The 26658-nt window shown below is 49.8% G+C and carries 28 protein-coding genes; all 28 read right to left on the reverse strand.

The genetic code is table 11. The features are described 5' to 3' along the window. Window positions 1–8: 8 nt before the first annotated feature. The 28 genes from BZG81_RS07850 to BZG81_RS07985 all read right to left on the reverse strand — a co-directional run bounded on the left by BZG81_RS07850 (window position 9) and on the right by BZG81_RS07985 (window position 26606). Entirely contained in the window at window positions 9–743 is a 735-nt protein-coding gene (locus tag BZG81_RS07850) for a protein phosphatase CheZ (protein ID WP_021023076.1), read from the reverse strand. A 31-nt stretch (window positions 744–774) separates the two neighbouring features. After that, window positions 775–1143 (reverse strand): chemotaxis response regulator CheY, encoded by a 369-nt coding sequence (gene cheY / locus BZG81_RS07855; protein ID WP_037353866.1) that lies wholly within the window; start codon window positions 1141–1143, stop codon window positions 775–777. 51 nt (window positions 1144–1194) lie between these two features. Beyond that, window positions 1195–1920, reverse strand: coding sequence for an RNA polymerase sigma factor FliA (locus BZG81_RS07860; RefSeq protein ID WP_021023074.1), 726 nt, complete (start codon window positions 1918–1920; stop codon window positions 1195–1197). Then, entirely contained in the window at window positions 1913–2800 is an 888-nt protein-coding gene (locus tag BZG81_RS07865) for a MinD/ParA family protein (RefSeq protein ID WP_021023073.1), read from the reverse strand. The genes BZG81_RS07860 and BZG81_RS07865 overlap by 8 nt, the downstream gene beginning before the upstream one ends. Continuing rightward, the gene (gene flhF / locus BZG81_RS07870) at window positions 2793–4331 is read right to left on the reverse strand and encodes a flagellar biosynthesis protein FlhF (RefSeq protein WP_077669120.1); all 1539 of its coding nucleotides are present in this window, start codon (window positions 4329–4331) and stop codon (window positions 2793–2795) included. Before flhF ends, BZG81_RS07865 begins: the two co-directional genes overlap by 8 nt. A 25-nt stretch (window positions 4332–4356) precedes the next feature. Further along, window positions 4357–6462 (reverse strand): flagellar biosynthesis protein FlhA, encoded by a 2106-nt coding sequence (gene flhA, locus BZG81_RS07875; RefSeq protein WP_021023071.1) that lies wholly within the window; start codon window positions 6460–6462, stop codon window positions 4357–4359. A 194-nt stretch (window positions 6463–6656) separates the two neighbouring features. Continuing rightward, on the reverse strand, window positions 6657–7793 hold the full coding sequence (gene flhB / locus BZG81_RS07880; protein WP_077576583.1) for a flagellar biosynthesis protein FlhB: 1137 nt from the start codon (window positions 7791–7793) through the stop codon (window positions 6657–6659). Beyond that, window positions 7793–8581 carry a flagellar biosynthetic protein FliR gene (gene fliR / locus BZG81_RS07885; protein WP_077576582.1) on the reverse strand — a complete coding sequence of 263 codons (789 nt, stop codon included), beginning with the start codon at window positions 8579–8581 and terminating at the stop codon, window positions 7793–7795. Before fliR ends, flhB begins: the two co-directional genes overlap by 1 nt. An 11-nt stretch (window positions 8582–8592) precedes the next feature. Further along, complete coding sequence (gene fliQ, locus BZG81_RS07890; protein WP_021023068.1) at window positions 8593–8862, reverse strand: flagellar biosynthesis protein FliQ; 270 nt, start codon at window positions 8860–8862, stop codon at window positions 8593–8595. An 11-nt stretch (window positions 8863–8873) separates the two neighbouring features. Next, window positions 8874–9713: a flagellar type III secretion system pore protein FliP gene (gene fliP / locus BZG81_RS07895; protein WP_077460311.1), complete on the reverse strand. Its 840-nt coding sequence runs from the start codon at window positions 9711–9713 to the stop codon at window positions 8874–8876. Further along, window positions 9710–10018 carry a flagellar biosynthetic protein FliO gene (fliO, locus tag BZG81_RS07900; protein WP_158011835.1) on the reverse strand — a complete coding sequence of 103 codons (309 nt, stop codon included), beginning with the start codon at window positions 10016–10018 and terminating at the stop codon, window positions 9710–9712. The genes fliP and fliO overlap by 4 nt, the downstream gene beginning before the upstream one ends. Window positions 10019–10103: 85 nt before the next feature. Next, window positions 10104–10502, reverse strand: a complete 399-nt coding sequence (fliN, locus tag BZG81_RS07905) for a flagellar motor switch protein FliN (protein ID WP_021023065.1) — start codon at window positions 10500–10502, stop codon at window positions 10104–10106. Between the two features lie 29 nt (window positions 10503–10531). Continuing rightward, on the reverse strand, window positions 10532–11602 hold the full coding sequence (fliM, locus tag BZG81_RS07910; RefSeq protein ID WP_077460309.1) for a flagellar motor switch protein FliM: 1071 nt from the start codon (window positions 11600–11602) through the stop codon (window positions 10532–10534). An 8-nt stretch (window positions 11603–11610) separates the two neighbouring features. Then, a complete protein-coding gene (fliL, locus tag BZG81_RS07915) occupies window positions 11611–12102 on the reverse strand; it encodes a flagellar basal body-associated protein FliL (protein ID WP_077677126.1) in 492 nt (163 codons plus the stop codon). 35 nt (window positions 12103–12137) lie between these two features. Beyond that, window positions 12138–13697, reverse strand: coding sequence for a flagellar hook-length control protein FliK (locus tag BZG81_RS07920; protein WP_077677127.1), 1560 nt, complete (start codon window positions 13695–13697; stop codon window positions 12138–12140). A gap of 96 nt (window positions 13698–13793) precedes the next feature. Further along, the gene (gene fliJ / locus BZG81_RS07925) at window positions 13794–14243 is read right to left on the reverse strand and encodes a flagellar export protein FliJ (protein ID WP_021023061.1); all 450 of its coding nucleotides are present in this window, start codon (window positions 14241–14243) and stop codon (window positions 13794–13796) included. A 3-nt stretch (window positions 14244–14246) separates the two neighbouring features. Next, a complete protein-coding gene (fliI, locus tag BZG81_RS07930; RefSeq protein ID WP_021023060.1) occupies window positions 14247–15566 on the reverse strand; it encodes a flagellar protein export ATPase FliI in 1320 nt (439 codons plus the stop codon). After that, window positions 15563–16549, reverse strand: coding sequence for a flagellar assembly protein FliH (locus BZG81_RS07935; RefSeq protein ID WP_077677128.1), 987 nt, complete (start codon window positions 16547–16549; stop codon window positions 15563–15565). The genes fliI and BZG81_RS07935 overlap by 4 nt, the downstream gene beginning before the upstream one ends. Before the next feature lie 29 nt (window positions 16550–16578). Then, a complete protein-coding gene (fliG, locus tag BZG81_RS07940) occupies window positions 16579–17631 on the reverse strand; it encodes a flagellar motor switch protein FliG (protein WP_021023058.1) in 1053 nt (350 codons plus the stop codon). After that, on the reverse strand, window positions 17621–19396 hold the full coding sequence (gene fliF / locus BZG81_RS07945) for a flagellar basal-body MS-ring/collar protein FliF (protein WP_077460305.1): 1776 nt from the start codon (window positions 19394–19396) through the stop codon (window positions 17621–17623). Before fliF ends, fliG begins: the two co-directional genes overlap by 11 nt. Window positions 19397–19411: 15 nt before the next feature. Beyond that, a complete protein-coding gene (fliE, locus tag BZG81_RS07950; protein ID WP_021023056.1) occupies window positions 19412–19723 on the reverse strand; it encodes a flagellar hook-basal body complex protein FliE in 312 nt (103 codons plus the stop codon). Between the two features lie 110 nt (window positions 19724–19833). Further along, the gene (locus tag BZG81_RS07955; RefSeq protein ID WP_077677129.1) at window positions 19834–21246 is read right to left on the reverse strand and encodes a sigma-54-dependent transcriptional regulator; all 1413 of its coding nucleotides are present in this window, start codon (window positions 21244–21246) and stop codon (window positions 19834–19836) included. Next, window positions 21243–22292, reverse strand: a complete 1050-nt coding sequence (locus BZG81_RS07960; RefSeq protein WP_077677130.1) for a sensor histidine kinase — start codon at window positions 22290–22292, stop codon at window positions 21243–21245. The genes BZG81_RS07955 and BZG81_RS07960 overlap by 4 nt, the downstream gene beginning before the upstream one ends. A 138-nt stretch (window positions 22293–22430) precedes the next feature. Continuing rightward, the gene (locus BZG81_RS07965; RefSeq protein WP_077460303.1) at window positions 22431–23915 is read right to left on the reverse strand and encodes a sigma-54 dependent transcriptional regulator; all 1485 of its coding nucleotides are present in this window, start codon (window positions 23913–23915) and stop codon (window positions 22431–22433) included. A gap of 163 nt (window positions 23916–24078) precedes the next feature. After that, window positions 24079–24483 (reverse strand): flagellar export chaperone FliS, encoded by a 405-nt coding sequence (fliS, locus tag BZG81_RS07970; protein WP_021023052.1) that lies wholly within the window; start codon window positions 24481–24483, stop codon window positions 24079–24081. A gap of 12 nt (window positions 24484–24495) precedes the next feature. Then, window positions 24496–24798 carry a hypothetical protein gene (locus tag BZG81_RS07975; protein ID WP_077677131.1) on the reverse strand — a complete coding sequence of 101 codons (303 nt, stop codon included), beginning with the start codon at window positions 24796–24798 and terminating at the stop codon, window positions 24496–24498. A gap of 2 nt (window positions 24799–24800) precedes the next feature. Continuing rightward, window positions 24801–26159: a flagellar filament capping protein FliD gene (gene fliD, locus BZG81_RS07980; protein WP_077677132.1), complete on the reverse strand. Its 1359-nt coding sequence runs from the start codon at window positions 26157–26159 to the stop codon at window positions 24801–24803. Between the two features lie 18 nt (window positions 26160–26177). Then, complete coding sequence (locus tag BZG81_RS07985; RefSeq protein WP_021023049.1) at window positions 26178–26606, reverse strand: flagellar protein FlaG; 429 nt, start codon at window positions 26604–26606, stop codon at window positions 26178–26180. Between the last annotated feature and the right edge of the window lie 52 nt (window positions 26607–26658).

The raw sequence follows: 26658 nt of genomic DNA on the forward strand, positions 1-26658 counted from the left end.
GCGCACCTCTAAAAACCCAAACTCGATAATAAGTCGTCAACATCATCTTGGTTGTGAACCACGTCATCACGCTCTTCGGGATGAATAACAGGACCCTCAGGGGCTGATTTACTGGTGGTATCATCTGCTTGTGTTGCCGATGCTGCTTCGATTGCAGCGCTATCCATGCCAAACGCAGTCAGTATTTCAACCAGTTGCTGTTCCACTTCCTGCACTAATTCAATAACACGTCGAATTACCTGCCCCGTTAAGTCCTGAAAATCTTGTGCCATTAATATTTCAGTAAGGTGAGCATGCAGTTCTGTTGCCCCCCCCTCAACCTGAGTCAATAGACCCTCAATGCTGTGACACAATGGCTTAAACTCATCCAAGGCAATGTCGCCCCGCATCAAGCTGTTCCAATTAGGCCGTACCGCTTGCAGATTGTCTTGCAAATCACTGGCAATCGGCATGGTACGCTCGACCGCGTCCATGGTTTTGTTTGCCGCTAATTCGGTTTTCTGCATCACATACGTAAGCCGATCGCGAGCATCAGGTATATCGACATTCGCCAAATCACTTACTCTGGGATCCAAGCGAAAGTCAGTAATAGAATCATGTAATTGGCGGGTCAACTTACCCACTTCATTAAACAGCGGGTCACGCGCTTCTTTCGCTATCTCAGTCAGAAGCGTGTTAGCGTTATCTTGCTCTCCACTCTCAAGATACGCGACCAATTGTTTCGCTTGGTCCAGGTTGATCATGACGGTTCCTTTTAACTGTGCGCGTTACTGATTACATGCGCTCGAAGATCTTATCGAGCTTCTCTTTCAACGTTGCGGCAGTAAAAGGTTTTACAATGTAACCGTTCACGCCAGCTTGCGCGGCTTCTACAATCTGCTCGCGTTTCGCTTCGGCGGTGATCATCAATATAGGAAGGTGCTTAAGTTCATCGTCTTTGCGGATCTCTTTAAGCAGGTCAATCCCTTGCATGCCCGGCATATTCCAATCGGTCACGACAAAATCAATACCGCCTTTTTTAAGGATTGGCAGCGCGGTTAAGCCGTCATCTGCTTCAACGGTATTGTTGAAACCCAAGTCACGAAGAAGATTCTTTACGATACGGCGCATTGTTGAAAAATCATCAACAACGAGAATTTTCATGTTTTTATCCAAGGTTGCCTCCGGTGAGGTCTCGTTTTATTGTCGAAACAGTTACTCACTATGCCAAGCGGTTAGCTTGGCTCTCAAACGTTGCGTAGCCTGACTTTGAATCTGACAGACCCGGGATTCGCTGACCCCTATCACAGCGCCTATCTCTTTAAGGTTTAATTCCTCATCATAATAGAGAGATAGAACCAGTGCCTCTCTTTCAGGAAGACTTTTGATCGCGCCCGCTAATGCGGCCTTGAAACTATCTTCCGCAACGCCCTGAAAGGGAGTGTTGTCGTTACGGTGACTCTCCGTTGTGAATGCATCTTCAGAGACACCTAGATCATCCATACCGATTAAACGCCCACAGCTTACGTCGTTAAGCGCCTGATGGTATTGATCCAAACTCATATCGAGCTTTTCTGCCACCTCCACATCAGTTGGGTCTCGCCCTAAGGTTTTCTCTAACGATGCAATGCCATCACTGATCGTTCGACTCGCCTTGTGGACAGACCGTGGAACCCAATCACCGCGGCGCATATCATCCAGCATAGCACCGCGAATACGAATACCAGCATAAGTTTCAAAACTTGCGCCCTTTGACGGGTCATAATTTTGCTGCGCCTCAAGAAGACCCACCATGCCAGCTTGGATTAAATCTTCTACTTGAACGCTCGGTGGTAAGCGCCCCATCAAATGATGCGCGATGCGCTTAACCAAACTCGAATAACGCTCAAGTACCGCTTGGCGATCTACCCCTACGCGGCTATACGTGAGCGCTTTATTCACGAACTAACTCTCCTGCGTCATCATTTTTGATCAGCAATCGCTCAACGAAAAACTCCAGATGGCCTCCCGGATTACGTGGTACCGGCCATGTCAGCGCTTTATTTGCGAGCGCATTCATGGCTAATGATGCGGGGGAGCGAGGAAATGCGTCAATGACAACTTTTTGTTTTCTCACGGCTTGCCTCACCCTTTCGTCCACGGGAATACATGCTACTAATTCTAGATTAGCATTGAGAAAACGTTCAGTGACTCGCGTTAATTTTGTGAACAAGTCTCGCCCTTCACGGTAGCTTCTGACCATATTTGCGACAACTTTGAAGCGCGTCACCCCGTGTTCTCGGCTTAATAGTTTAATCAACGCATACGCATCAGTAATCGACGTGGGCTCATCACAGACCACAATGACGACATCTTGTGCCGCGCGCGAGAAGCTCAATACCATATCAGAAATACCCGCCGCCGTATCCACTAAGAGTACATCAACCTCTTCTTCGAGTGTACCAAAAGCACGAATTAAACCAGCATGTTGGGCGGGTGTCAGCTCTGTCATGCCTTGAAGGCCAGACGAAGCGGGGACGATTTTCATACCATGCGGCCCTTCCAGAATAATATCTTTGAGGTCACAGGCACCTTGGAGAACATGCGATAGGTTTTTACCCGCCCGCAATCCAAGTAATACGTCTACATTGGCGAGGCCAAGGTCGGCGTCAAGCACCATCACTTTTTTGCCCTGACGAGCCATGGACGCGGCCATCCCTAACGTAACGTTAGTTTTTCCTACGCCACCTTTCCCCCCGGTTACGGTAATAACCTTGGTACGTGACGGATTGGTTAAACGGCGAAGGCCGCTTGCTTGATCTTGCATGGTTGTCTCAATCATAAAAGTCCGCCCCATTCGACTCTGGGACATCGCTGCTCCAGAAGTGATTGTGCTGATCCGTGCCTGACTCCAACATTTCACTGGCTTTTACCACCAGAAATTGTCCCGTGGCTTGGCGGATATCTTCCGGCACACGTTGCCCATCGGCCAAGTAGGCCACAGGCAAGGCATTTTCGATGGTGACACACAATAATTCACCGAGGCTGAGCGACTCATCTAGCTTGGTCAGTACACATCCCGATAAAGGGATACGGCGAAAGTGTTCGATGGTTTCTTGCAATACGCGGCGCTGCGATGTCGCAGGCAACACCAGCAAGCTACGGATATGTGAGCCACTGTTTTGCATCAGGGTATCCAGTTGCTCCGACAACCGAAGATCACGCTGTCCCATTCCAGCGGTATCTAGCAATATCAAGCGTCTATGACGCAGTTGATAGAGGATATCGGCAAGCTCATCCGCATCTTTAGCGACTTTAACGGGACAGCCAAGGATTCGCCCATACGTGGCGAGTTGCTCATGGGCACCGATACGGAAGGTGTCCGTGGTGACTAAGGCAATATCCTCAGGGCCAAATTCCATCGCGGCGCGCGCAGCTAACTTAGCAATGGTGGTCGTTTTCCCCACTCCTGTAGGACCAAGCAAGGCAATCACGCCCCCGGTTTCTAGCATGTTCTCATCAACCGTAATCACTTGATCAGCCACCAAATCTAACAGCGCTTGCCACGCCTCATTCGGCGGCGTTTCTTCTGGGATATAACACGCCAGTTGATCGGCCAGTTCAGAGGATAGCCCCATCCGCTCTAAGCGTTTGATTAGCATCGCTCTTAATGGCTCTCGACGTTCCACCTCTTGCCACATCAACCCCGATAACTGGTGTTCAAGTAAGCTTCGAATCGAGGCCATTTCTTGACGCATGGCATCAATTTCTTTATCCGAGGCTTGCGATTGCCGTCCTTCAAACCGGGACGGATCGAGCTGCGGTTTAGCGGGCGATGAACGGGGCGCTGGTGATGCATCTTGCCAACCTGAGCGACCATTGCTCTTTAACTGGCGACGAGGCTCATAGCCACGACCCAGTGCCGACTGACGCGCGTCAGTTGGAGGTTGGGGGCGCGAACCGTGACCTGATTGCTTTTGCTGACGCTGTAGCAAGGCAGTGAGCGAGTCAGCTTCGGTTTCGGGTTCAGTTGGCTGTGATTGTTCCCGATACTCATCAAGCATCGCAGAAAAGCGAGGCGGTCGCTTGCTTTGCCCATTTTGACGCGCGTGGCTTTGCTGACGCTGGCGCAATTGAACTTGATCATCAGCCAATTGCCGATGTGCCTGTGAATAGGCGTTTGCCGACTGCTGCTGCGCCTTAGGAGCAGGCTTATCCGGCATCGGCTCAGTGTCTGCATCCACAGCCGCGACAATCTCTACGCCACCTGTCACTTTTTTGTTAGACATGATAACGGCATCCGCGCCCAGCTCTTCTTTCACTTGGCTCAGCGCAGCTCTCATATCTTTTGCAAAAAAACGTTTTATTTTCAAAGCACGGCCCTACTCATAAACGAGGTTAATTGTTGCCAACCGCATTAACGATACGAATTTGTTTTTCGTCCGGTACTTCCTGGTAAGACAACACACGTAACGTCGGAATCGTATTCTTGACAAATTTTGCGAGCGTGGCTCTCAACACACCCGATGTCAGCAATACCGCAGGCTCACCTTGTAGTTCTTGCTGCTGAGTGGCTTCAGCCAGTGAAGACTGTAACCGCTCAGCAAGACCAGGTTCTATGCCTGTTGACTCCCCACCGGACGCCTGCATTGTTTTATGCAACATCTGTTCCAGTTCAGGAACAAGGGTGATAACCGGTAGCTCAGGCGCGCTGCCATTGATTTCTTGGACAATCAAGCGACGCAGAGCAATCCGCACTGCTGCCGTTAGGATGTCGGGATCTTGACTCTTTCCTGTGTACTCCGCCATGGTCTGCACAATGGTGCGGATATCACGGATAGGAATCGCTTCACTGAGCAAGTTCTGGAGCACTTTGACTAACACGCTCAGTGGGATCTGATCGGGAATAAGCCCTTCCACCAAACGAGGAACTTGTTTACCCAGCATATCTATCAAGTTCTGCGCTTCTTCATGGCCGAGTAGTCGCTCGGCATTATTGGTGAGCATTTGGCTCAGGTGTGTCGCCAGTACCGTTGCTGAATCAACCACTGTGTAGCCTAAGGCTTGCGCGTGCTCGCGCTGGCTCGGCTCTATCCAGACGGCCTCTAAGCCAAACGCCGGGTCTTGAGTCGGTTCACCGTCAATGGGTCCGAACACTTGGCCTGGATTAATTGCTAATTCATGTTGGGGGTGTACCTCTGCTTCACCGACCGCGACGCCCATTAACGTAATGCGGTAGTTATGCGGTGGTAACTCTAGGTTATCGCGAATGTGTACGGGCGGGATTAAAAAGCCAAAGTCTTGCGAGAGTTTTTTACGCACCCCTTTCACTCGATCTAACAATTCGCCCCCTTGGTCTCGGTCGACCATAGCGATGAGCCGATAGCCCACTTCGAGGCCAATGACATCAACCGGTTGAACATCATCCCAGGACAGTTCTTTTGGTGCCGGAGGGGCTGCATCAGGGACATCAGACTGCTCTGGCGCTTGTTGTGCTTTTTGATACTGCTGGTATTTCCAATATGCCAGTCCACCACAAGCCAGCGCCAAAAATAGAAAAGGCAGGTGTGGCATACCAGGCACCACGCCCATGATCGTCAGAATACCGGTGGCAATCATGAGGGCACGTGGATTATCAAACAGCTGGAACACCACCTGCTGCCCCATATCCTCATCGGTATTTTGACGCGTCACCATAATGGCGGCACCAATGGATAACAGCAATGAAGGGATTTGCGCGACAAGACCGTCACCAATGGTGAGCAAGGTATACACTTCTATTGCGTCTGAAAATCCTAAATCATGTTGGCCCATACCGATAGACAGCCCACCAACAATGTTGATGAAAAGAATCAAGATCCCGGCAATCGCATCGCCTTTAACAAATTTGGACGCACCATCCATCGAGCCATAGAAATCAGCCTCTTGCGTCACTTCTTGGCGCCGAGCACGCGCTTGCTCTTGATCGATTAACCCTGCGTTCAAGTCGGCATCAATAGCCATTTGCTTACCGGGCAGCGCATCCAGGGTAAAACGCGCCGTAACCTCGGAAATCCGGCCTGCGCCTTTGGTGACAACCATAAAGTTAATGATCATCAAAATCAGGAAGACGACCAGACCGACAGCGTAGTTGCCACCAATCACGACTGACCCAAATGCACCAATGACCTGACCGGCTGCATCGGGACCCTCGTGACCATAAAGCAAAACCACCCGGGTAGAGGCAACATTAAGCGCTAGTCTCATCAAGGTTGCAATTAACAACACCGCGGGGAAGGCAGCAAATTCAAGAGGGCGGCGGGTATAAATGGTGACCAGCAATACAATCAACGACAAGGCAATGTTGAAAGAAAACATTAAGTCGAGCAGCATCGGCGGTACAGGCAGCACCACCATCGCTAAGGTGGCCAATACCAGTACCGGTGCGCCGATCGCCGGCATCGCTCCCAAGCGGTGGTAAGGTACCTTGTCAGAAAATGGCAATCGCCACTTGGCTTTTAACATGTCAGGCGTTCAAGTCCATGATTGGTGAACGTGGGCCAGTTGCCACGCGGAAATAAAACGAGAGTGCAAGGCAAGCAATTTTTACGCCAGAAAAAGCGGATAATGTGTCAGCTTTTTGGCGCGTCTACCAGCCCAAAAACACCGACAAGCAACTCGATAGCGGGACTTCGTTCACGCGTACGATGACACCATGGTTAATCGTGTTTCAAATCGGTAGGGATGGGTAAGTAGGTATCATCTGGGCGCGTAGGCCGCCGGCCTCGGCCTTTTTTGTATTGCTTGAGCTGGAAGACATACGCTAACACCTGAGCAACGGCAGTAAACAAACCGTCTGGGATCTGCTGCTCTAGCTCGGTACTGAAATACAGCGCGCGTGCTAGCGGTGGTGCAGGTACAATGGCAACATCATATTCTGCTGCAATTTCACGAATCTTCAGTGCGGTAAAATCAGAGCCTTTAGCTATCACAACCGGCGCACTATCCATGTCGCTGTTGTAGCGTAACGCTACCGAGTAGTGCTCAGGGTTCGTCACCACAACATCAGCTTGAGGCACATCGGCCATCATCCGGCGTTGCGCCATTTCCCGTTGCAGCATGCGAATACGTCCTTTAACTTCAGGGCTACCTTCGGTCTCTTTGTGCTCGTCTTTGACCTCTTGTTTAGTCATTTTCAGCTGCTCATTGTGTTGCCAAATTTGGAATGGCACATCAATCACCACCACTACCAGCAATGAACAACAGACCAACAACACAAAGTCCAATAAAATGTTTAAGGCGTGATAAAGATTGCTGGGGAAGGTATCGATCGTCAGCTCAAAAAACTCTTCTAAGTTGATATAGACCAAATAGGTCGCAACGCCGGCGACTAGCAAGACTTTCAACACTGACTTCAACAGCTCGACGAGCCCTTGGGTACCAAACATACGCTTGAAGCCAGAAATCGGGCTCATTTTTGATAATTTGGGCCGCGCGGCTTCCCAAGAGAAGCTGACACCTCCCAAACCTGCTGCGCCGACGAGGCCGGAGATAAATAACACCACAAGGATCAAGCCTAAGGGCAGTATTAGATGCAGTAGCTCACCAACGACCACCAGCATCAGCTCTGAGCTATCGAAGATTTCAGCACGCGAAAGTGAAAACAAGCGCGTCATCAGCGCCATTAACGCTTCGCCCAACGCTTGTCCAAACCACATTAAACTGACGGCACCTACCACCAGAACAGCCACTGACGCTAGTTCTCTTGAGCGCGGTACTTGGCCCTTTTCCCGCGCCTGCTCCTGCCTTCGGGGTGTGGCGTCTTCTGTTCTTTCCTGACCGTCACTCTCTGCCATTAGTTAAACTCGCAATTCAGCCGGATAAGGGAGCAAATTTGATTGAGCCCGGTTTGCCAATGGTTGTTGTAGTGCGTCAACATACCGGACAGTAAGTACCAACTGATCAACAACCCCATCAACAATGCAAATGCAAAGCCAAGTGAGAAAATATTAAGTTGTGGCGCCGCTCGGGTCATCACACCAAAAGACAAATTGACCACCAACAAAGCAATGACACCTGCCAGCGACATACTCAATGCGACCTCGAACATGATCCCAAACCATGCTGCGAGGCTGCGATAATCTGCGGCCCCTATCATCTCGCCAATGGGGAGCGTCTCAAAGCTCATTACCACTAGGTTAAGCATTTTCAAATGGCCATCGGTGGACAGAAATAACATAACGGCCAAGAAGAGATAAAACTGACCCAATAGTGGCGTGTTTTGACCGTTGGCTGGATCCACCATTGACGCAAAACCCAAACTTGATTGCATCCCCAAGATCTGGCCGAGGATGACAAAGGTTTGGGTAATGAACTGCGTGACTAGCCCCATCGCAACGCCAATCACGACTTGCTGCGCGAGCACCATAAATCCGGCAAATGACACTAACTCAATGTCCTCTGGCACCGCAGGAAGTGCAGGCATGACCGCAAAGGTAATCGCAAGAGAAAGGTATAAACGGATCCGGGTAGGCACGAAACGGGCACCAAAAAACGTCATCGCCATCATCATCGATGAGATGCGTGTAAACGGCCAAAAGTAGTTAGCCATCCAAGATAAAATCACCGAGGCCGGATATTCCATATGCCTTTCCGTCAGTACAGAATGGTTGGGATGTGATCAATCAAACGATAAAAATATTCCATCAACATCCGTGTCATCCAATGACCAAAAAACATCAGCGCAATAAACGTCGCAATTAAACGGGGAAGAAAACTGAGTGTCTGCTCGTTGATCGAGGTTGCCGCTTGGAATACAGCGACGATCAAACCGACTAACAAACCCGGCACGACAATCGCAGACACTAACAGTAGTACCAGGTAAAGCGCATCCTGGAACAGTTCAACAAACGCTTCCGGGGCCATTGCTGCCTCCTTTAGCCAAAACTGGCGGCGAGGGTAGAAAGGATCAAATTCCACCCATCAACCAACACGAAGAGCATTAATTTAAACGGTAATGACACTATCATGGGCGACAACATCATCATACCCATCGCCATCAATACCGACGCTACCACCAAGTCAATCACCAAAAACGGTAAGAACAGCATGAATCCAATTTGGAACGCGGTTTTCAGTTCTGATGTCACAAATGCGGGGATCAGTACGGTCATTGGCACCTGCTCTGGCTCGTCAACTTGAGCGCCCGACATATTGACAAAGGTTTCCAAATCTTTGACACGGGTTTGCCTAAGCATAAACTCTCGTAGTGGCACTTGCACCCGAGTGAAGGCCTCACGCGCTGTCATCTGCTCATTGATATACGGCTGTACCGCCTCTGTATTCATTTTATCGATCACCGGCGACATAATGAACAAGGTCAAAAACATGGCGATGCCAATAATGACTTGATTGGACGGCGTTTGCTGTAACCCCATCGCTTGGCGAAGGATCGCCATCACCACCACAATGCGGGTAAAGGACGTCATTAAAATGACGACCGCTGGCAAAAACCCCAACGCGGTCATCAGCGCTAAAATTTGTAAGGTCACTGAGTAGTCTTCGCTACCATCCGGATTGACTCGCATGGTCACCGCAGGGATCCCGCCTCCGGTATTGCGCTGCGTTTCCAGGCGAACCGCTTCACCGCTATCATTCAGTGACTCGGTTGTGATGCTTTCCTGGGCGGGCGTGGCTTCTTGCTCGGCGAAAGCAAACGGTGTCATCAAAGTGGCCACCACCAAAACCCAGACTGCCAATAGCGTGCGTATCGTCATTTTCGATTCAATAGTTGGCTAAGCTGATTTGCAAAGCGAGAGTGAGAGTCTGGCGAAGTCGGCGCTGTTGTGGGCACCGGATTATCTAGCGCTTTTAATAGCTGCACCTGAGAAGCTGTAACACCGATGACAAGTTGCTCTCCATGCACGTCCACAACTAATATCCGCTCTTTTTGGCCAATAGCTAATTGACTGACAATTTTGATCCCATTGCTTTGCTGCGCCAAGCCAGGGAGCTTAAGCCGACGTAATAGCCACGCTAAGCCAAAGATTAATGCCAACACCAGCCCGAGAGACAACAGCATTGTCACTATGCTTACGTCTGGCGCCGCTGCCCAAGCGGGCATCGGCACCAACAATATTGCCCAAACGCGTCGGTTCACGATCATCTTATCGTAACTTCTTAATTCGCTCAGTTTGACTGATGACATCGGTAAGACGAATACCAAATTTATCGTTAACCACCACCACTTCACCGTGGGCGATCAAGGTACCGTTCACCAGAACATCAAGCGATTCACCGGCGAGACGGTCGAGTTCAACCACCGAGCCTTGGTTAAGCTGGAGAAGATTCCGAATATTAATCTGGGTGTGTCCCACTTCCATCGAAATGGTCACCGGAATATCGAGAATCGCATCGAGCTTACGTTGTTCATCCGCGCCCAGTTGCTTCTCACTGTCGTCAGTGAGCTCATCCAATGGTGCCGCTTGTACATCATCTGATCCTTCCGAATCAGACTGCTCAGCCAGGGCAGCAGCCCAATCATCATCTACATCATTTTGATCCATGACGTCTTACCCCTGTTTACTGGTCTTATTCACTGAGTTTTACCTTGTTTATCATCAATCGGTAAATCTTCCTCGAGATCATCGAGTAGCTCAGGTTTATCCTGTAATAGCGAAATATCAGACTTCGCCATATCAGGTCGTTTTAGTTTCTCAACAATTTTCAGTGCCAGTTTATCGTTAGACTGGCCCATTTTCGCTCGATAGGTTGGCAAGTCTTCCACAAAAACCGTACACGCATCTGGCATATCAACCGGGATCACATCCCCTTTTTGTAACTCCATCAAATCGCGCAACGATAAGGTCACATCGAGTAGTTTTGCACTGAGTTCCACATTTACGTCCAAGATTTCATCACGTAGCGCTTTACTCCAGCGCACGTCGGTATCCATCTTGTCACTTTGTACCCCGGCGTCGAGGAGCTCACGGATTGGCTCCAGCATCGAATAAGGCATGACCATATGAATGTCACCGCCCCCGCCATCCAGTTCGATGTGGAATGAACTGACCACAATCACTTCCGATGGACTGACAATGTTTGCCATCGCTGGGTTGACTTCCGAATCAAGATACTCAAAGGCCACTTCCATAACAGGGGCCCACGCGTCTTTATAATCCTCAAACATCAGCTTCAGCAGCATCTGTATGACGCGTCGTTCGGTTGGGGTAAATTCGCGCCCTTCGATCCGGGCATGAAATCGGCCATCGCCACCAAAGAAGTTTTCAACCAAAATAAAGACCAGTCGGGCCTCCATGGTAATTAAGCTCGTCCCTTTTAGTGGACGAAACCGTACCATGTTTAAACTGGTCGGAACGTATAACGTGTTTTGGTACTCGCCAAACTTCATCATCTGCACGCCGTTTATCGAAACTTCGGCGGTTTTCCGCAGCATATTGAACAAGCTGATGCGCATGTGACGCGCAAAACGCTCATTGATAAGCTCGAGCGTCGGCATGCGCCCGCGCACAATTCTATCTTGTGACGAGAAGTCGAAGGAGACCGTCCCATCTTCTCCAACCTCGGGCTCATTATCGTCGTCATCGACGTCGTCAACGCCGTGAAGGAGCGCGTCAATCTCGTCTTGGCTGAGTAAGTCAGTCACGTCATCACCTATTGCATCACAAACCCAGTGAAGAGAACCCGCTCTACCACCGGCTCACCCGTTACTTTAATTAAAGCCGCGCGCACATTCTCAGCGGACTGGCGTCGGACTTCTAGCTGACCTTGAGGGGTCCGCAGTTGCTCAACTGTGGCAGCACCAAAGGTATTGAGTAACGCGTGTTCTACCAGCGGCAAATTTTCCTTCGCTAGCGCTTCTCTCTCGCTACCACGCACCAATAATTGTGCATTCACTTGCACCAGCCGTTGTTGTTCATCACCAGTCACGTTAAAGACAAACGGCTGAGGTAGGGTGATATAAATGGCCGGAAGCGTGTTATTTTCTTCCTCCAAGACAATATCGTCCTGACTTTTATCGTCACCCGATAAAAAGAAAAAAGCGCCACCGCCTACGGCCGCCAATAACACCACAGCAGCAACAATGATAATGATGAGCTTTTTCTTGCCCCCGCCTTGTTCCGAGGTTGCGTTGTCATTTGCCATGGCTATTCATGCTCCTCATTATTGGTGCGTTTTGATCAAGCATAGTAATCGACAGCGCGATCATTGTGTGAAACGTTTAACGCGTGCCCTGCTAACATCGCGTCATCATGGTCGTCAGCGGTCTTCAACCCAAGAGACGGGTCGCCTGACGCCCCTGCCCCAGTATGATTTTGTTGTCCTGAAGCCATTTGCTGCGCGCCACTGTCTTGCTGCTGAACGGATCCTTGAGCCAACTGTAAGCCTTGTTGCTGTAGCATATCACGAAGCCGCGGCATTGCTTGTTCAACCGCGTCTCGCGCTTGCTGGTTGGCGACTGTAATGTGAACCGTCGCTTGATCGTTGTTCATTCCCAACTTAATTTGCATTCGCCCTAGCTCAGGAGGATCAAGCCGAATATCAACCTGCTTGAGGTTTTTTGACAGCATGATGTTAATACGCTCCGTCAAGGCAGCACCAGCTTCTGTGGGCGTTTGTCCGAGCGGGAGGGGCGCCTGTGCACTCTGCGCTGCTTGCATATCTTGTCGTGCCGTGGCGGACTGGGCCGACGACAACCCTAAACCACTGGCCAATTGTTGCGCTAAGTTTTCAGGGCGTGTGGCTCCCTCTGCTGTGCTAGAAGCACTGCCACTTGTCAATGCGGTGTCCGCTTGACCCGCTTGCTCTGCCATCGCTTTTAATGCGGCTTTGCTGAGGTCATCCGACTGGCCCATTTTTCCTGCTAATAACGACGCTGGATTGGCATTGGGGGTCGCTGCTGATTTTGCATCATGGCGCAGTTTATCGGTCAGCTCGCTACTCTTTAATAGTGTCGCGCCTTCTTTTGTGACGCCCTCTTTCAGCTGACCTTCTTTCGCCAGCGTTTCCTTCTCTTTGCTTAGAGATGCTGGATTATCTGTCTCTTGTTGCGCTTTGGCGGTTGACCATTTTATCGCGCTTCCATCCGATTCAAGCGCGTTATCTTTGCGATGTGCAGCACTCTCAGCGTCAAGTGATTGCGTCGCTCTTACTTGACTTGCCAACGCCGCCAACTGATCCGGCGATAACTGATCGAGTACTTTTTCGGGTGACACACCCTCCGGCAAGTTTTTGGCCAGCTCAGTCAATAACGCTTGTCTGTCGATCACCCCTTCTGTGTTATCACCGTCTATCTGCACACTTTCATCGTCATCAGATTGCGTTACGTTTAGCGTCTGTGCTGATAACGCATCCGCACTGGCAGATAAGGGATCAGCGTCGGCAGTAGGCAAAGATTTGCCATTAAGCATGGCTGCCGCTTGATTCAGTCGCATCAGCAGTGCTTGGCTCTCTTCCATGGCTGTCATATCGGCAATTTCGGCCATTTCCGCTTCGCTAAACATGCCATCAGCAAGCATCGCCTCGGCATCAATTGCCTGACCATCAACCAGTAAAGTCTTGCCATCTTGGGTCAGTTTAATCGGTATGTCGCCTTGCTCACCCTTGCCATCAATGGACTGGCGCAACGCCGCTAAAAAGCCGGTATTTTTATCACCTTTTACCTCGCCTGTCGCACCGTCATTGGTCGCGGGAGGGGTTTTAGGTGAGAGATTGGAAAGCGTCAGCGTAGACTGCGTCATAAGTTTCTCGTCATTACCTTATGGTTATCCTTTAAACCGAGCCTCAATGTGCTGGCATGTCGGTAATGATAAAGCAATTATCGCGCCATTTTATTCTTAGGAAAAGGGAGAGGGACGTCGGCGTGCAATAATTGCTGCCATTTCATCCATTTGACGCTGTTCTTGATAATGAGCACGTTCCGCTTCTTCTCGCGCTCGCTTTTCGATTAACCACTCGAGAGACTGCCGGTGTTGGCGTGTTTGTTGCCATGCTTGACGGCACTGTTCTAAATGATCCTTAAACTGATGCTCAGCACCTCGTTGCTTTGCCAAGGTTTCATCAAGCTGGACGATAAATTTATTAAGATGGCCAAACGCGCTGGCAGAGAGCCCTGACTGACCCCGGTCAGACATTTGTCGGCAATATTCCAGACGATACTGCTCAATTTGCTCGAGCTGGTGATAATAGCCATCTAATGCTTGCTGGGCTTCACTGACGCTAAGTTGCGCCTGCTTTTCATCTTCTTGGGCCTTTTCTAACAATAAATGCAGTGCATGGTCAGCCATAAATTATCCTTGCAAGGTTGAGCGCAACATATTGACGCACATATCGAAAGGGACCACCTCTTTCATCCCTTGTTGCAAATAATTATCCAGTTTTGGCTTCAGGTGAAAGGCTTGGTCAACGGCTGCATCACTGCCTGGCTTGTACGCGCCAATTGAGACCAAGTCTTGGTTTTTGCGGCAAACGGACAACACTTGCCGCACCGCTTTCGACATCAAGATTTGCTCGTCATTGGTAATATTGGGCATCACACGGCTTACCGAGCGTTCGACATCAATCGCCGGATAATGCCCACCATCCGCCAATTCGCGAGATAACACGATGTGACCATCAAGAATGGCGCGTGCAGCGTCGGCAATTGGATCTTGTAAGTCATCACCTTCGGTCAATACAGTAAAAAATGCCGTGATCGAGCCCTGCCCGACAGCACCATTTCCTGCACGCTCGACTAATGAGGGTAAACGGGCAAATACCGAGGGTGGGTAGCCTTTGGTCGCGGGAGGTTCACCCACGGATAATGCGATCTCACGTTGTGCCTGAGCAAAACGTGTTAATGAGTCCATCAGCAAAAGCACATCCAACCCAAGATCGCGAAAATACTCAGCGATCGTTAGTGCCGTTTGGCAGCCTTTTAAGCGCACAAGCGGCGATGAATCAGCAGGGGCGGCGATAACGACGGCACGGGCCCGGCCCTCCTCCCCTAAGATATCATCGATAAATTCTTTTACTTCTCGGCCACGTTCGCCAATCAGCCCCACAACCACAACTTGTGCCGTGGTGCCACGTGTCATCATCCCAAGCGTTACGGATTTACCCACACCAGAGCCGGCAAACAACCCAATTCGCTGTCCTTTACCGACAGTAAGCAGACCGTTAATCGCTTTAATCCCCACATCGAGGGGTTCTCTAATTGGCTGTCTCGCTAATGGGTTGATGGGAGTACCTTCTAAACTGGCCTGCTTATCAGTGTAGATATCCCCTTTGCCATCCAGTGGGTTTCCCATACCGTCGATAACACGGCCAAGCAGCTCCATGCCTACAGAAAGTTGGCTACGTTCAGATAAAGGCGTCACGCGTGCACCCGGGAGTACCCCAGAGACTTGTTCATTTGGCATCAAGTACAACAACTCTCCGGCAAACCCCACCACTTCCGCTTCGATGGTTCCATTTAAGGTCTCGACCGCACAAACAGAACCGATGGGCGCCCGGCAGCCGATCGCTTCGAGCGTTAAGCCGACCATTCGTACCAATTTGCCGGATGCCACGGGTTTTGGCGCAAGGTTATCTAATTGACACCGCTTTAAGCGCTCAGCCAGCTGACTCATGACGACACGCCGTCATCATCGCTGGATGAGGAGGATGAAGCATGAGGTTTTGCTTGCGCTTGCTCTTGCGCTTGTGCCGCTGCGTCTGACGACGGTTGCGCCGACGACTTGAGCGTATCGGTTTCAGTATTGGGCGTATTAACACTGGGATCGTCAGCGCCAGACGTAGAAGACTGGGATGGCACTGATTGCCGTGACTGGTTTTTCCCTTGAAACTCGCGGAGCAACGCGTCCACCCGTTCACTGTATTGATAATCAACCACAGAATCTTTCGATTTCACATGTACATCACCACGCGCTAACGCGGGCTCTGATTGTAACGTCCAATCCCGTGAGGCTAACATGGCGTCGTCGTAGGCTTCGGTGACCACGGCATAATCATCAGGATGTAACGCGGCTGTGACGGGATGATCCGCCACGGGAAGTGCAGCTATCGATGCGCGTAATGTCTGTAAAATGACCTGCGGATTGGTTTCTAACTCCACGCCGGTCAGCGACTTAGTCAATGCTTGGACCATTACCAAAAGTTGCTGTTCGACGTCTATATCAAGCTTCTCCAATGGATGACTGAGCTGATTAAGAATGGTGTCAAGATGCTGACAGCGCGTCTCAATTAATGCTTTTCCCTCTTCAACACCCTGCTCATACCCTGCCTTTTTGCCTTCTTCGAATCCTTTTTCGTGCCCTTCTTCTAGGCCACCCTCTAGCCCTTCTTGATGCCCGAGTTGTTTGCCTTCTTCATAGCCTTCGTCATAACCTTGTTGCCGAATCGCTTCTAGGGCATCGGCCGTTAATGGCTCTGGGGCCGGCTCACTTTCTTCAACGTCAGTATCCGCTTCTGGCTCCCAGCTCGGATCATAATTGAGCGCAGTATCTTTGGGCAGATTCTCTCGATCGCCATAAGGCGGCAGTGTCCAACGATCGATCGTTTCGGCGTCAGCTTCGTTGGCACGAATATAGCCACGGCGTTTATCTAAACTCATCGACAACCTCTACGCGAAAGAAAAGCAACTTATACAAACTCATCACCGCCGCCACCAGTGAGCATCAGCTCACCGGCATCGGCAAGGCGACGCGCAACGGAAAGGATTTCTTTTTGTGCCCCTTCAACATCGGAGACACGAATTGGCCCCATGGCTTCGATATCATCTTGCAGCATTTCGGCCGCACGTTTAGACATGTTGCGATAGATTTTCTCGCGTAAATTATCTTCCGCTCCCTTAAGTGCTTTTTGCAGCACTTCTTGCGGCACATCGCGCAATAGGGTCTGTATACCGCGGTCATCCACATCAATTAAGTTGTCAAAGACAAACATCAAGTCTTGGATTTGTGATGCCATCTCTTCGTCCTGATCACGAATGGAGTCCATTAAGACACCTTCTACACTGTTGTCCATGTAGTTCATGATTTCGGCAGCCGCTTTTAAGCCACCAATTTTGGCGGCTTGAGCACCCGCTTGGCCAGCAAACTGCTTCTCCATGATTTCGTTTAGTTCGTGTAATGCCGCTGGCTGGACTTCTTCTAAGTTGGCTATCCGCATCATCAGATCGAGCCGGTCACGCTCAACAAACTGGGAGAGAATTTCTGCCGAATGTTCAGGATCTAAGTATGACAGCACGATAGTTTGAATCTGCGGGTGCTCGTTGATGATGATGCTGGCGACTTGACGCGGATCCATCCATTTGAGTGAGTCTAAGCCTTTGGAGCCACTGCCAAGCAAGATTTGGTCAACCAAGTTATTAGCTTTGTCTTCACCCAGCGCCGCCACCAGTGCGTTACGCACAAAGTCTTCGCTTCCCATCCCAATCGATGTGTATTTTTGGATTTCTTCCAAAAACGCACGATGCACCGCCGCGACCTTGTCCGAGTTAAGATCGGTCATTGATGTCATCGCCGAACCGACTCGCTGCACTTGTTTAGGTTCGAGGTGTCGAATGATGCTTGCTGCATCTTGCTCACTTAAACTTAACAGTAAGATGGCGGCTTTCTCAATCCCACTTAAAGAGCTGATATCGAAACTTGAGCCGGCTTGCTCTTCACCCGTGTTTGCGACTTCATTTGCCATCTTCGGTCACCCAGTTTTTTACCGCTTGTGCGGCCAAGTCTGGCTCATTGGCGACCAGCGCTCGGACCGCTTTTAGCAAGTCTTCGTCTTTATGTAAGTTTGGCAGCTCAACATCTGACGCTGACATGGCAAAATTACTCGAGCCATCGAGCTCTGAACCAATCAAGCCAACGTCATCGCCATCTGGGGTAATGGGTAGGCCATCCGGACCCAAGATTTCGCCATTAGGCCCGACAGTATTGCCATCTTCGTCGATATTGGGGTACAACAGCTTTTTCATCGCTGGGCGAACCAACACCACAATAATCACGATAATGACTAAAGCAGCCGCCAACCAGCGTACCCAATCATTAAAGTTTGGATGATCCCAGATAGCAACATCTTGTTCGGCAGCTTGCTCAGGTTCAACAAATGGTACGGCGATCACTTCAAGCACATCACCGCGCTGCTCACTAAATCCTACCCCGCCCATTAATAAGCGGCGGATTTTTGCCAGTTCATCATCCGTTAAAGGCTCTTTAACCACATCACCGGTGTCCGGATCGACACTTTGCTTAAAATTCACCGCCACTGAAACAGTTTGGCGGTCGATCACGCCTGATTGCGCGCGCCGATGACGAATTGTCGTATCTAATTCAAAATTACGCGTCGCTTCTCGACTGACCGAACCATTTCCGCCTGCGCCATTTTTTAAATCTCGCACATCCTCTGGAATAGAGGCGTCCGCTGGTGGTTGATTGCTTAATGCCCCAGGGATACCAGCCACACGGTCGGAGCCGTTATAATCTTCACGTGTGTATTCACTGCGCGTCGCAGGCGTATTGGGGTTATATTGCCGTTGCGTTTCTTCCAACGAGCTAAAATCCAGGGCAACATCGACTTGAGAGGTATAATTCCCTAAGCCCAAAACAGGGATGAGAATGGAATCAATTTTTTCCCGTAACTGGCGCTCTTGTTTACGTTCTAATTCGTACTCTTTTCGCCGCGCCGCCGACGCTGGATCTTCACTGCCTGAGTTGAGCAAACGTCCATGCTGATCAGTGACGGTTACGCGCGTGGGTTTCAGAGAAGGCACTGCGGAGGCCACCATATCAACAATCGAGTCGACTTCTTCCTGGCCTAGGGTATTACGCCCGCCAAGAGTCAAAAAGACCGTTGCGGACGCTTCTTGGTTGTGACGCACAAAAACACTCTGTTTGGGCAGCGCCAACAGTACTCTCGCGTTTCGCACTTGACGCACTTCTTCGATCGCTGCCGCCAGTTGACGTTCACGACTCAGTTTTAAGCGTTCTGTTTCAAGCTTTTGCGATACACCAAAGCCCATATCATTGAGCAAAATATCGTCGCCCTCTGCCGTGGCTGTATTTAAGCCCGCTCGGGTGAGCCCAAGACGAATGGACGAGTAATCGCTAGAGGGAACGCGGATGGTGTTTCCATCGAGTTGATAATCGACTTTGCTTTGATCCAGGTGATCGAGAACCGGAATAAGCTCTTCCGTTTCGTACGTACCCAGTGGCCGCATCTCTGGCTCTTGTACCCAGAAAAAAAGCATCATGATCAGGGCCACGCAGATCGCGACCGCGAGCACCAAGATCAGTTGACGCACCATGTCGAGATCGCCAAATATCGAATTTGACGACGCCGATTGTTCGAGTGCATCCGGATCTTGCGCGCTTTGCTCCGCGTCTAGCGTTGCATCGGTCGATGGTAATGCTGCTGCACCATCTGACACCGCGAGATCGGTATTTTGATTCTCTTCAGCCACTGATTAATTCCTACATTAAACAGGCATGTTCATTAATTCTTTATACGCTTCAACCAGTTTGTTGCGCGTTTGCACTGTTGCGTCAAAGGCCACACTGGATTTGTTCCGAGCGATCATGACATCCGATAAGCTCACATTACGATCGCCTTCATCAAACCGGGTAGCGAGTTCACCGGATGTTTTTTGCAGTCCATTGACATGATTAATGGCACTGGAGAGCATATCGCCAAACTCTTGGCTAACTTGCTGTCCCGTGGCAGGCTGAGACACATTTTTCGCGGCTACCGCCATGGCTTGCATTTCTTGCGTCAGGGCATTGGCTTTCATCGTCGATCCTTCCTGTGTCAATTTTTTGTCAAATGAGTCAGATTTCTATCAGATATCTGTGTGTTTGCAACTTTGAGACCACTTTAGCAAAAAGCCGCAACACCGCGCGATTATTGGGGAATATCGATGCCAGCATCACGCATTTTGGCTAATTTGTAGCGTAAGGTTCTTGGGCTAATCCCAAGGCGTTCTGCAACATCTTTGCGGCGTCCTTCACAAGCGCGGATCGTTTCTAAAATAATAGAAAATTCCTGATCGCGTAACTCATTGCCCAATCCTACGCTATTGGGGGGCTGCTCAACATGCTCAGTGGCCGTTGGAGGAGAAGCCGGAGCTTGTGCTTGGTGGTTAAAGCGCGTATTCATTACTTGATTTTGTAAGCTAGACGCATCTTGCCAATCTTGCCCCTCCAGTAGAATATCAGAGGCTTGAATGTGCGACTGCGTGGCCAAGATTAATGCGCGTTGCATAACGTTATCGAGCTCTCTGACATTACCAGGCCACGGGTACGCGAGCAGTTTCTGTTCGGCATCTGGATGCAAACTTGGGCAAGGTAAGCCTTGTTTTTGGCAGTGGCGTGACAGTAAATAATGCGCCAGTGGAATAATATCGCCGAGCCGATCACTGAGCGCCGGCCAAGTGATGGGAAAGACATTCAAGCGATAGTAAAGATCTTCTCGAAAGTGGCCTTGCGCTACGTATTCTTTTAAGTCGCGGTTACTGGTGGCAAGCACCCGCAAATCAAGCTGGATACTTTTTCGTCCACCTAAACGCTCAACCTCACGCTCTTGCAACACGCGTAGTAATTTCGCTTGCAACCCAAGCTCCATCTCACTGATTTCATCCAGTAAAATGGTTCCGCCTTGTGCCTGTTCAAACTTGCCCGGGCAAGCCTGAACCGCGCCAGTAAAGGCCCCTTTTTCGTAGCCAAATAACGTGGCTTCTAACATGTTTTCTGGAATCGCGGCACAGTTAATGGCGACAAAAGCGGCATTGGCACGTGCTGAATGATCGTGAATATAGCGCGCCATGACTTCTTTTCCTGAGCCTGAAGGCCCTAAGATCATCACATTCGCATCGGTATTTGCTACTTTGTCTGCCAACGCCAGTAAGGCGACGCTTTTTGGATCTTCAGCAATCGCATCGGAGTCATCGGTTTTGACAGGGGCATAGCGGCTCACCATATTTAACAGCACTTCGGGAGCAAACGGTTTGGCCATGTAATCGATCGCGCCCTCTTTCATCGCCGCCACGGCATCTTCGATGTTGGCATAGGCCGTCATCAGCAAAACCGGTAAATTCGGCATGTGTGTTTTAATCGAGCGCAAAAGTGCAAGGCCATCCATTCCTGCCATTTGCACGTCAGAGACGACAATATCAATGGCCTCTGATTTCAGGGTCACTAAGGCTTGCTCGGCACTGTCCGCTTCTCGCCAGTGATACCCTGCCAGCGCCAGTGTATCGACAAGCGCTTCGCGCAACCCTTCATCATCTTCCACGATTAGCACGGTTGTTTGGCTCATTGTGTTTCTCCTACGCTCTCACCATGATCTGCCACCGCCCCTTTGGCAAGCGGCAAACACAATGTAAAACAGGCCCCTTTTTCAGGCTTAGATTGTAAGGTGAGCTTGCCATCATGGGCATGACACACCATTTGCACAACGGCGAGGCCAAGACCTGTCCCCTGTTGTCGCGTGGTAAAAAAAGGCTCAAGGACTTTGGCATGTAACTCCGGCGCGATGCCTGGCCCGTTATCCGCCACCGAAAGTAAAAGGTTATCGCCCTGCAGCCGTGAATCGACAACGACTTGGCAGCCTTTGCCCGCCACCTGGACAGCATTAATCACAAGATTACTTAAGGCACTGGCTAACGCATTGGGGTTGCCCAACACCTTTACACTTTCGTCGTCACTGTTAATTGCAAAATCAACATCATGTCCTTGAACGACCGCATCCACCATGGGCTCAAATTCATTAAATAGCTGTTCGACACTGAATACCTTGACCACGTTATTGTCGCCGCCTTTGGCAAATAGCAACATGTCATTGACTTGCTTTTCCAGATCATGCAAACGGTCTAACAACTTGAATTGAAAACGCTGCCTGGTCGCATTATTCAGGTTTGGGGCACCTAGGTTGGACGCATACAAAATGGCACTCGATAGTGGCGTACGCACCTGATGCGCTAATGATGCCACCATTTTACCTAACGATGATAAACGTTGTAGATCACTGACACGCGATTGCAATAAACGGGTTTCGGTCATATCGGTAATTAAAATGAGCTGCCCCGAATCGGACGCTGAGATGGCCAGCTTTACTCGCCGACCATCTTTTAGTGATACCTCGTGCCCATCATCGTCACGTGGGGAAAAAGCCCGTTGTATCACCTCAAACCAACGCTGCTGAGTCAATGGCTCACCCAGTAGTCGATGCGCCTCTGGATTGGCTTCAGCAACACGTCCATTGGCGTCCAGCAAGATAACCCCCGCAGGCATAACATCCAGAACTTGCTTATATCGAGTAACTTGTTGATCCACTGATCCAAGTGGCGACGATTGGGTTTCCATTTAAGCAATACACATTTCAATCAAGGTTTTACTCATTTAAGCAGGGATTATGCCATAAAAATAGTCAATAATATCAGCTTGTTGAAGACAAAAAAGCGAAGTCATTTTTTTGACTCCGCTTTTTGACACATTACCGATTTATATTAACTCTTCTTTGTTGAGTCCGTACTTACGCATTTTTTCCACCAAGGTGGTTCGCCGCATACTCAACATGTCCGCGGCTCTGGCGACGACGCCTGACTGCGCCTCTAGTGCCTGCTTGATCAGATCAACTTCTACCTCAGCCAGGGTCTCTTTAAGATTAACGCCCTCGGGAGGCAAACTAGTAAAACCTGGACTGTCAGAAAAGCCTGGCATCTCATCGTCAAACGCGGGAATATCTGGCTCACAAAACATCGCAGTGAGTGCCTCTCGCTCTGCCATTTCGGTGTCTTCTACCGAATACGCTTCTGGCTGAAATTCAGGAATATCACTGTAGCGATATTTCGCGGGAAGGTGATTTACATCCACCATTTGCCCCGGATATAAAATCACCAAGCGTTCGATAAGGTTGGCCAATTCACGCACGTTCCCCGGCCACTGATGTTCCATTAGCGAATTAATTGCTCGCGGTGAAATATGAATTCGTCCATTTCCTTCACCATCTAGACGAGACATCAGTTCGTGGATAAGCAAGGGAATATCGTCAATACGATCTCGCAATGCAGGCATCTCAATCGGGAATACGTTGAGTCGGTAATAGAGATCTTCGCGAAATTCGCCTTCTTGGATCATCGTTTCCAGTGTGCGGTGAGTGGCAGCAACCACTCTGACATTGGCGCGAATACTTTTATTTCCACCCACTCGCTCAAACGTACGCTCTTGAAGGACGCGTAACAACTTCACTTGCATTGGCATCGGCATATCGCCGATTTCATCCAAAAAGAGCGTTCCACCCTCCGCAAGTTCAAAACGTCCTTTGCGCGCTGAAATTGCGCCGGTAAATGCCCCTTTTTCATGGCCAAAGAGTTCACTTTCGAGGAGCTCTCCGGGAATCGCACCACAGTTCACCGGCACAAAAGGACCGGTCGCGCGTGAGGATGAATGATGAATATGGCGTGCAACCACTTCTTTACCGGTGCCAGACTCACCTAAAATCAACACACTTGCCTCGGTTGAAGCAACCTGATCAATTAAATGACGAACCTGTTCAATCACATCGCTCTTGCCAACCATATTATGAAAGGCGGTGTTGTCACCTGCGAGTTGTGGAATACTAAACGCTTGTTTTCCAGCAAACTCACGGCAATGGTGTAAGGCGTCAAACAATTGTGGGTAATTTAACGGTAAGCCCAGTTCGCCGACATAATTAGGCAACCCGGAAAGTTCACGATCATGACGTCGAATCGCAATCACTGGAACATGGTGATAGGTTGCAAGTTGGTCAAGCACTTTCTCTAACAGAGATGTCGAGCGGACGTGACCAAGAAAACATGCGCCCCAGTTTTGCTCCCAGAGTGCATCACTGACATCTGTGGTCGAGTGAAGCGCGTAACGCTCGCCGATAAAATCGAGTATCACGCCGAGATCGTGACGAAACTGGTCATCGTCATCGATAACAAGGATCTTTGCTAAATCTTGCATGTGTGAGATACGTCTGCCCTGATAACTTATTATTATTGTGCCGCTCGTAAGCAACAACAATCTCAATTTTAATCAAGACATTGTAATAGAGAACGCGCATAAGGCAACCGGAGACACAGTAAACCTGTGACTCCAGTGCCATGTCCGTCTTTTGGTAGGCGGTTTAACTGGTCGCTTGGGTCATATTATGGTATTCAGAGGGAATCTGGTCCCAAGCTGATTTTATCTCTCGCAATAGCTCAATCACATCGTCAATGGGTTCTGGCGTATTGTCTAAGTTGGCGGCACTGACTTGTCGAATCATAAAGTCATAAATGGCATCCAAATTATCCGCGATATCACCGCCCTCATCCATAGATAAACAAGCCCGTAGATTGATAATAATATCCAATGCCTTACCTAGGCGCTCACCTTTGACGGATAAATCGCCTTGTGCCATCGCCGCCTTGCCTTGAATTAAACGCTCAATAGCCCCGGCCATCAGCATCTGGATAACCTTATGAGGCGACGCGGCGCTTAACTGACTGTCAACCGAGACCTTCTTATAGGCCTGTAGTGAGCCTCTCATAGTCTTCCTCACCTATTGAAATTTCTTATACAGCTGCACAGACTGCTTCCCCTTGCGCTGCTGTAACAAGCGCTTGGCAGATTCTGCTTTGTGCTCTTCGAGCGTATCAATGAGCGTTTTTGTTCTTGCCAACGCCTCGGACCATTGTGGATGACTCGGCGCCTGTGTTGACGCTGCAATCTTATCGAGCAGCGTTTTTCTATCATGCAATTGTTGAGCCAGCTTTTCTGGATCAATATCACTTAGGGTTAAGTGCTGAGCAATGTCTGCATCCATCACCTCTAACGTGGCGAGCCAATCCGCAATCTCTGTCATGGCTAACCTGGCATGATGTTTTGCATTGCTTGCAATTGAGAACGCATTTGACTCGTTGCTTCTTCCATCGCAGAAAAGCGCTGCATGGTTCGTGACTCTAAGCTTTCCATACGTCTATCTAACTCACGCTGATCATCACGTAATCTCAGCTTTTGCTCTGAAAGCGTGCTTTCACGGTTACTGATCGCCCCACCCGCGCCGGTGAACCCATTGACCACCTGCTCTAATTGACGCGCAAAGCCATCATTGCCACCGAAAAAACCTTCTAAAGCGTTAAAGTTTTGACGCAGCTGGCGGTCTAACACGTTATTGTCGATTTCTAAACGGCCATCCATGGTGGTCGTCACCCCAAGTTCACTCAATGTTTTCATCCCTTCAGGCGCTTTCTCTATCGGGGATGAAAATAAGTTACGTAACCGACTGGTCGCCGTACGTATCACACTTTCACCCGCCAACGGACCGCCTTGTTGCGTTTCGGGATCATATTGGCTAACGGCTTGAGAGACACGGAAGAACGCATTGTAATTATCAACAAAAGACGTAATCGTTGATCGTACCGATTCTCGGTCATGCTCTACCGCCAGTGAAAGTGGCTTATCACTGGTTTGGTCAACTTCTAACGAGACACCCTCGATAGCATTATCAAATGTATTGGTTGTACTGGACACCGAGGCGATACCATCAATCAGTATCTTGGCATCTTGTGCTGCCTGCATTTGCGTCATGCCATTATTAGCTTGTCCAGCTTGAAACCCTAACTGGTGGAGTGCACTGCCTATCTGAGCATCAACATTCACTTCGATCCGATTCGTTTCCCCGGTTTTATTACCGTTTAGCACCATACGTGTGCCACTATCGTCTTTGATAAGCGACGCCTGGATCCCGGGGTTTTTAGGATCGTTGTTAATCGCCCGCACAACGTCAGCCAAGCTGTCTTTGCCTTGTGGTACATCGATCACACTGGTGCGATTACCCATGGTGATCGTAAGTTTACCCGTACCCAACGATGCATCAGGATCGACGCCTGGCGAGACAAGCTTATGAGCCCCCGCAAGTTGCTGTACATCAATCTGATAACGTCCAGGGATGGCGTCCGGTGTTGCCGTAGCACCGAGCGCGTCGGGGTTGCTCACCGATGTGGTTCTCGCCGAAAAACCTTCGTTACGACGAAAATCATACATCTGGGTTTTAAGTGTCGCGAGAGAATCTTTTAAGCGACCAAACGCACTAATGTCGGTTTCAACGTCATTAGTGCGTTTGATAATCCGCTCTTGCTTGGGTGCACGTTCAGCATCCACGATTTTAGTGACCATGGCATTAATATCCATGCCACCGCCCATGCCTGCTGCTTTTACACTCATAACGACTCTCTCACCTCGTTACACCTTCTCTGTGACCAGCCCTCGCGCGTGTTGCGACAATTGCTTAGCAAGCTCTAACATTTCTTTTTCTGGAATTTGACGGATGATATCGCCACTGTTCATTTCATACACGGTGACAATGCTACGTCCTGTGTCTTCATCCAGTCGGAATGCGAGCCCTTTGTTAAAGTCAGACATAAACTCATCTAGCCGGGCGACCAGCTTTTCAAGCTGTTGTCGTTGTAGCTGACGGTTTTCTTCAATGCGCTGCGACTGTTCAACACGCCGTTGCTGCATTGATTCTCGCGCTTCTCGGCGTTCAGCTTGCTGATGCTGATTCACCGGATCAGACTGCGTTTTTCCAACTCTTACATCTTTTGCAATCTTTGTGCCATCAGAGGGTTTTGAGTGCAGCAGGGATGAATTGGAAACGGATGAAATGTCCATTGCTATTCACCTCCAAAAACGTAGCGGCGGCGATTAGGCCGCCGCTCGTGAA

Origin of the sequence: Salinivibrio sp. MA607, assembly GCF_001996245.1 — a bacterium.
Taxonomy (GTDB): Bacteria; Pseudomonadota; Gammaproteobacteria; order Enterobacterales; family Vibrionaceae; genus Salinivibrio; species Salinivibrio costicola.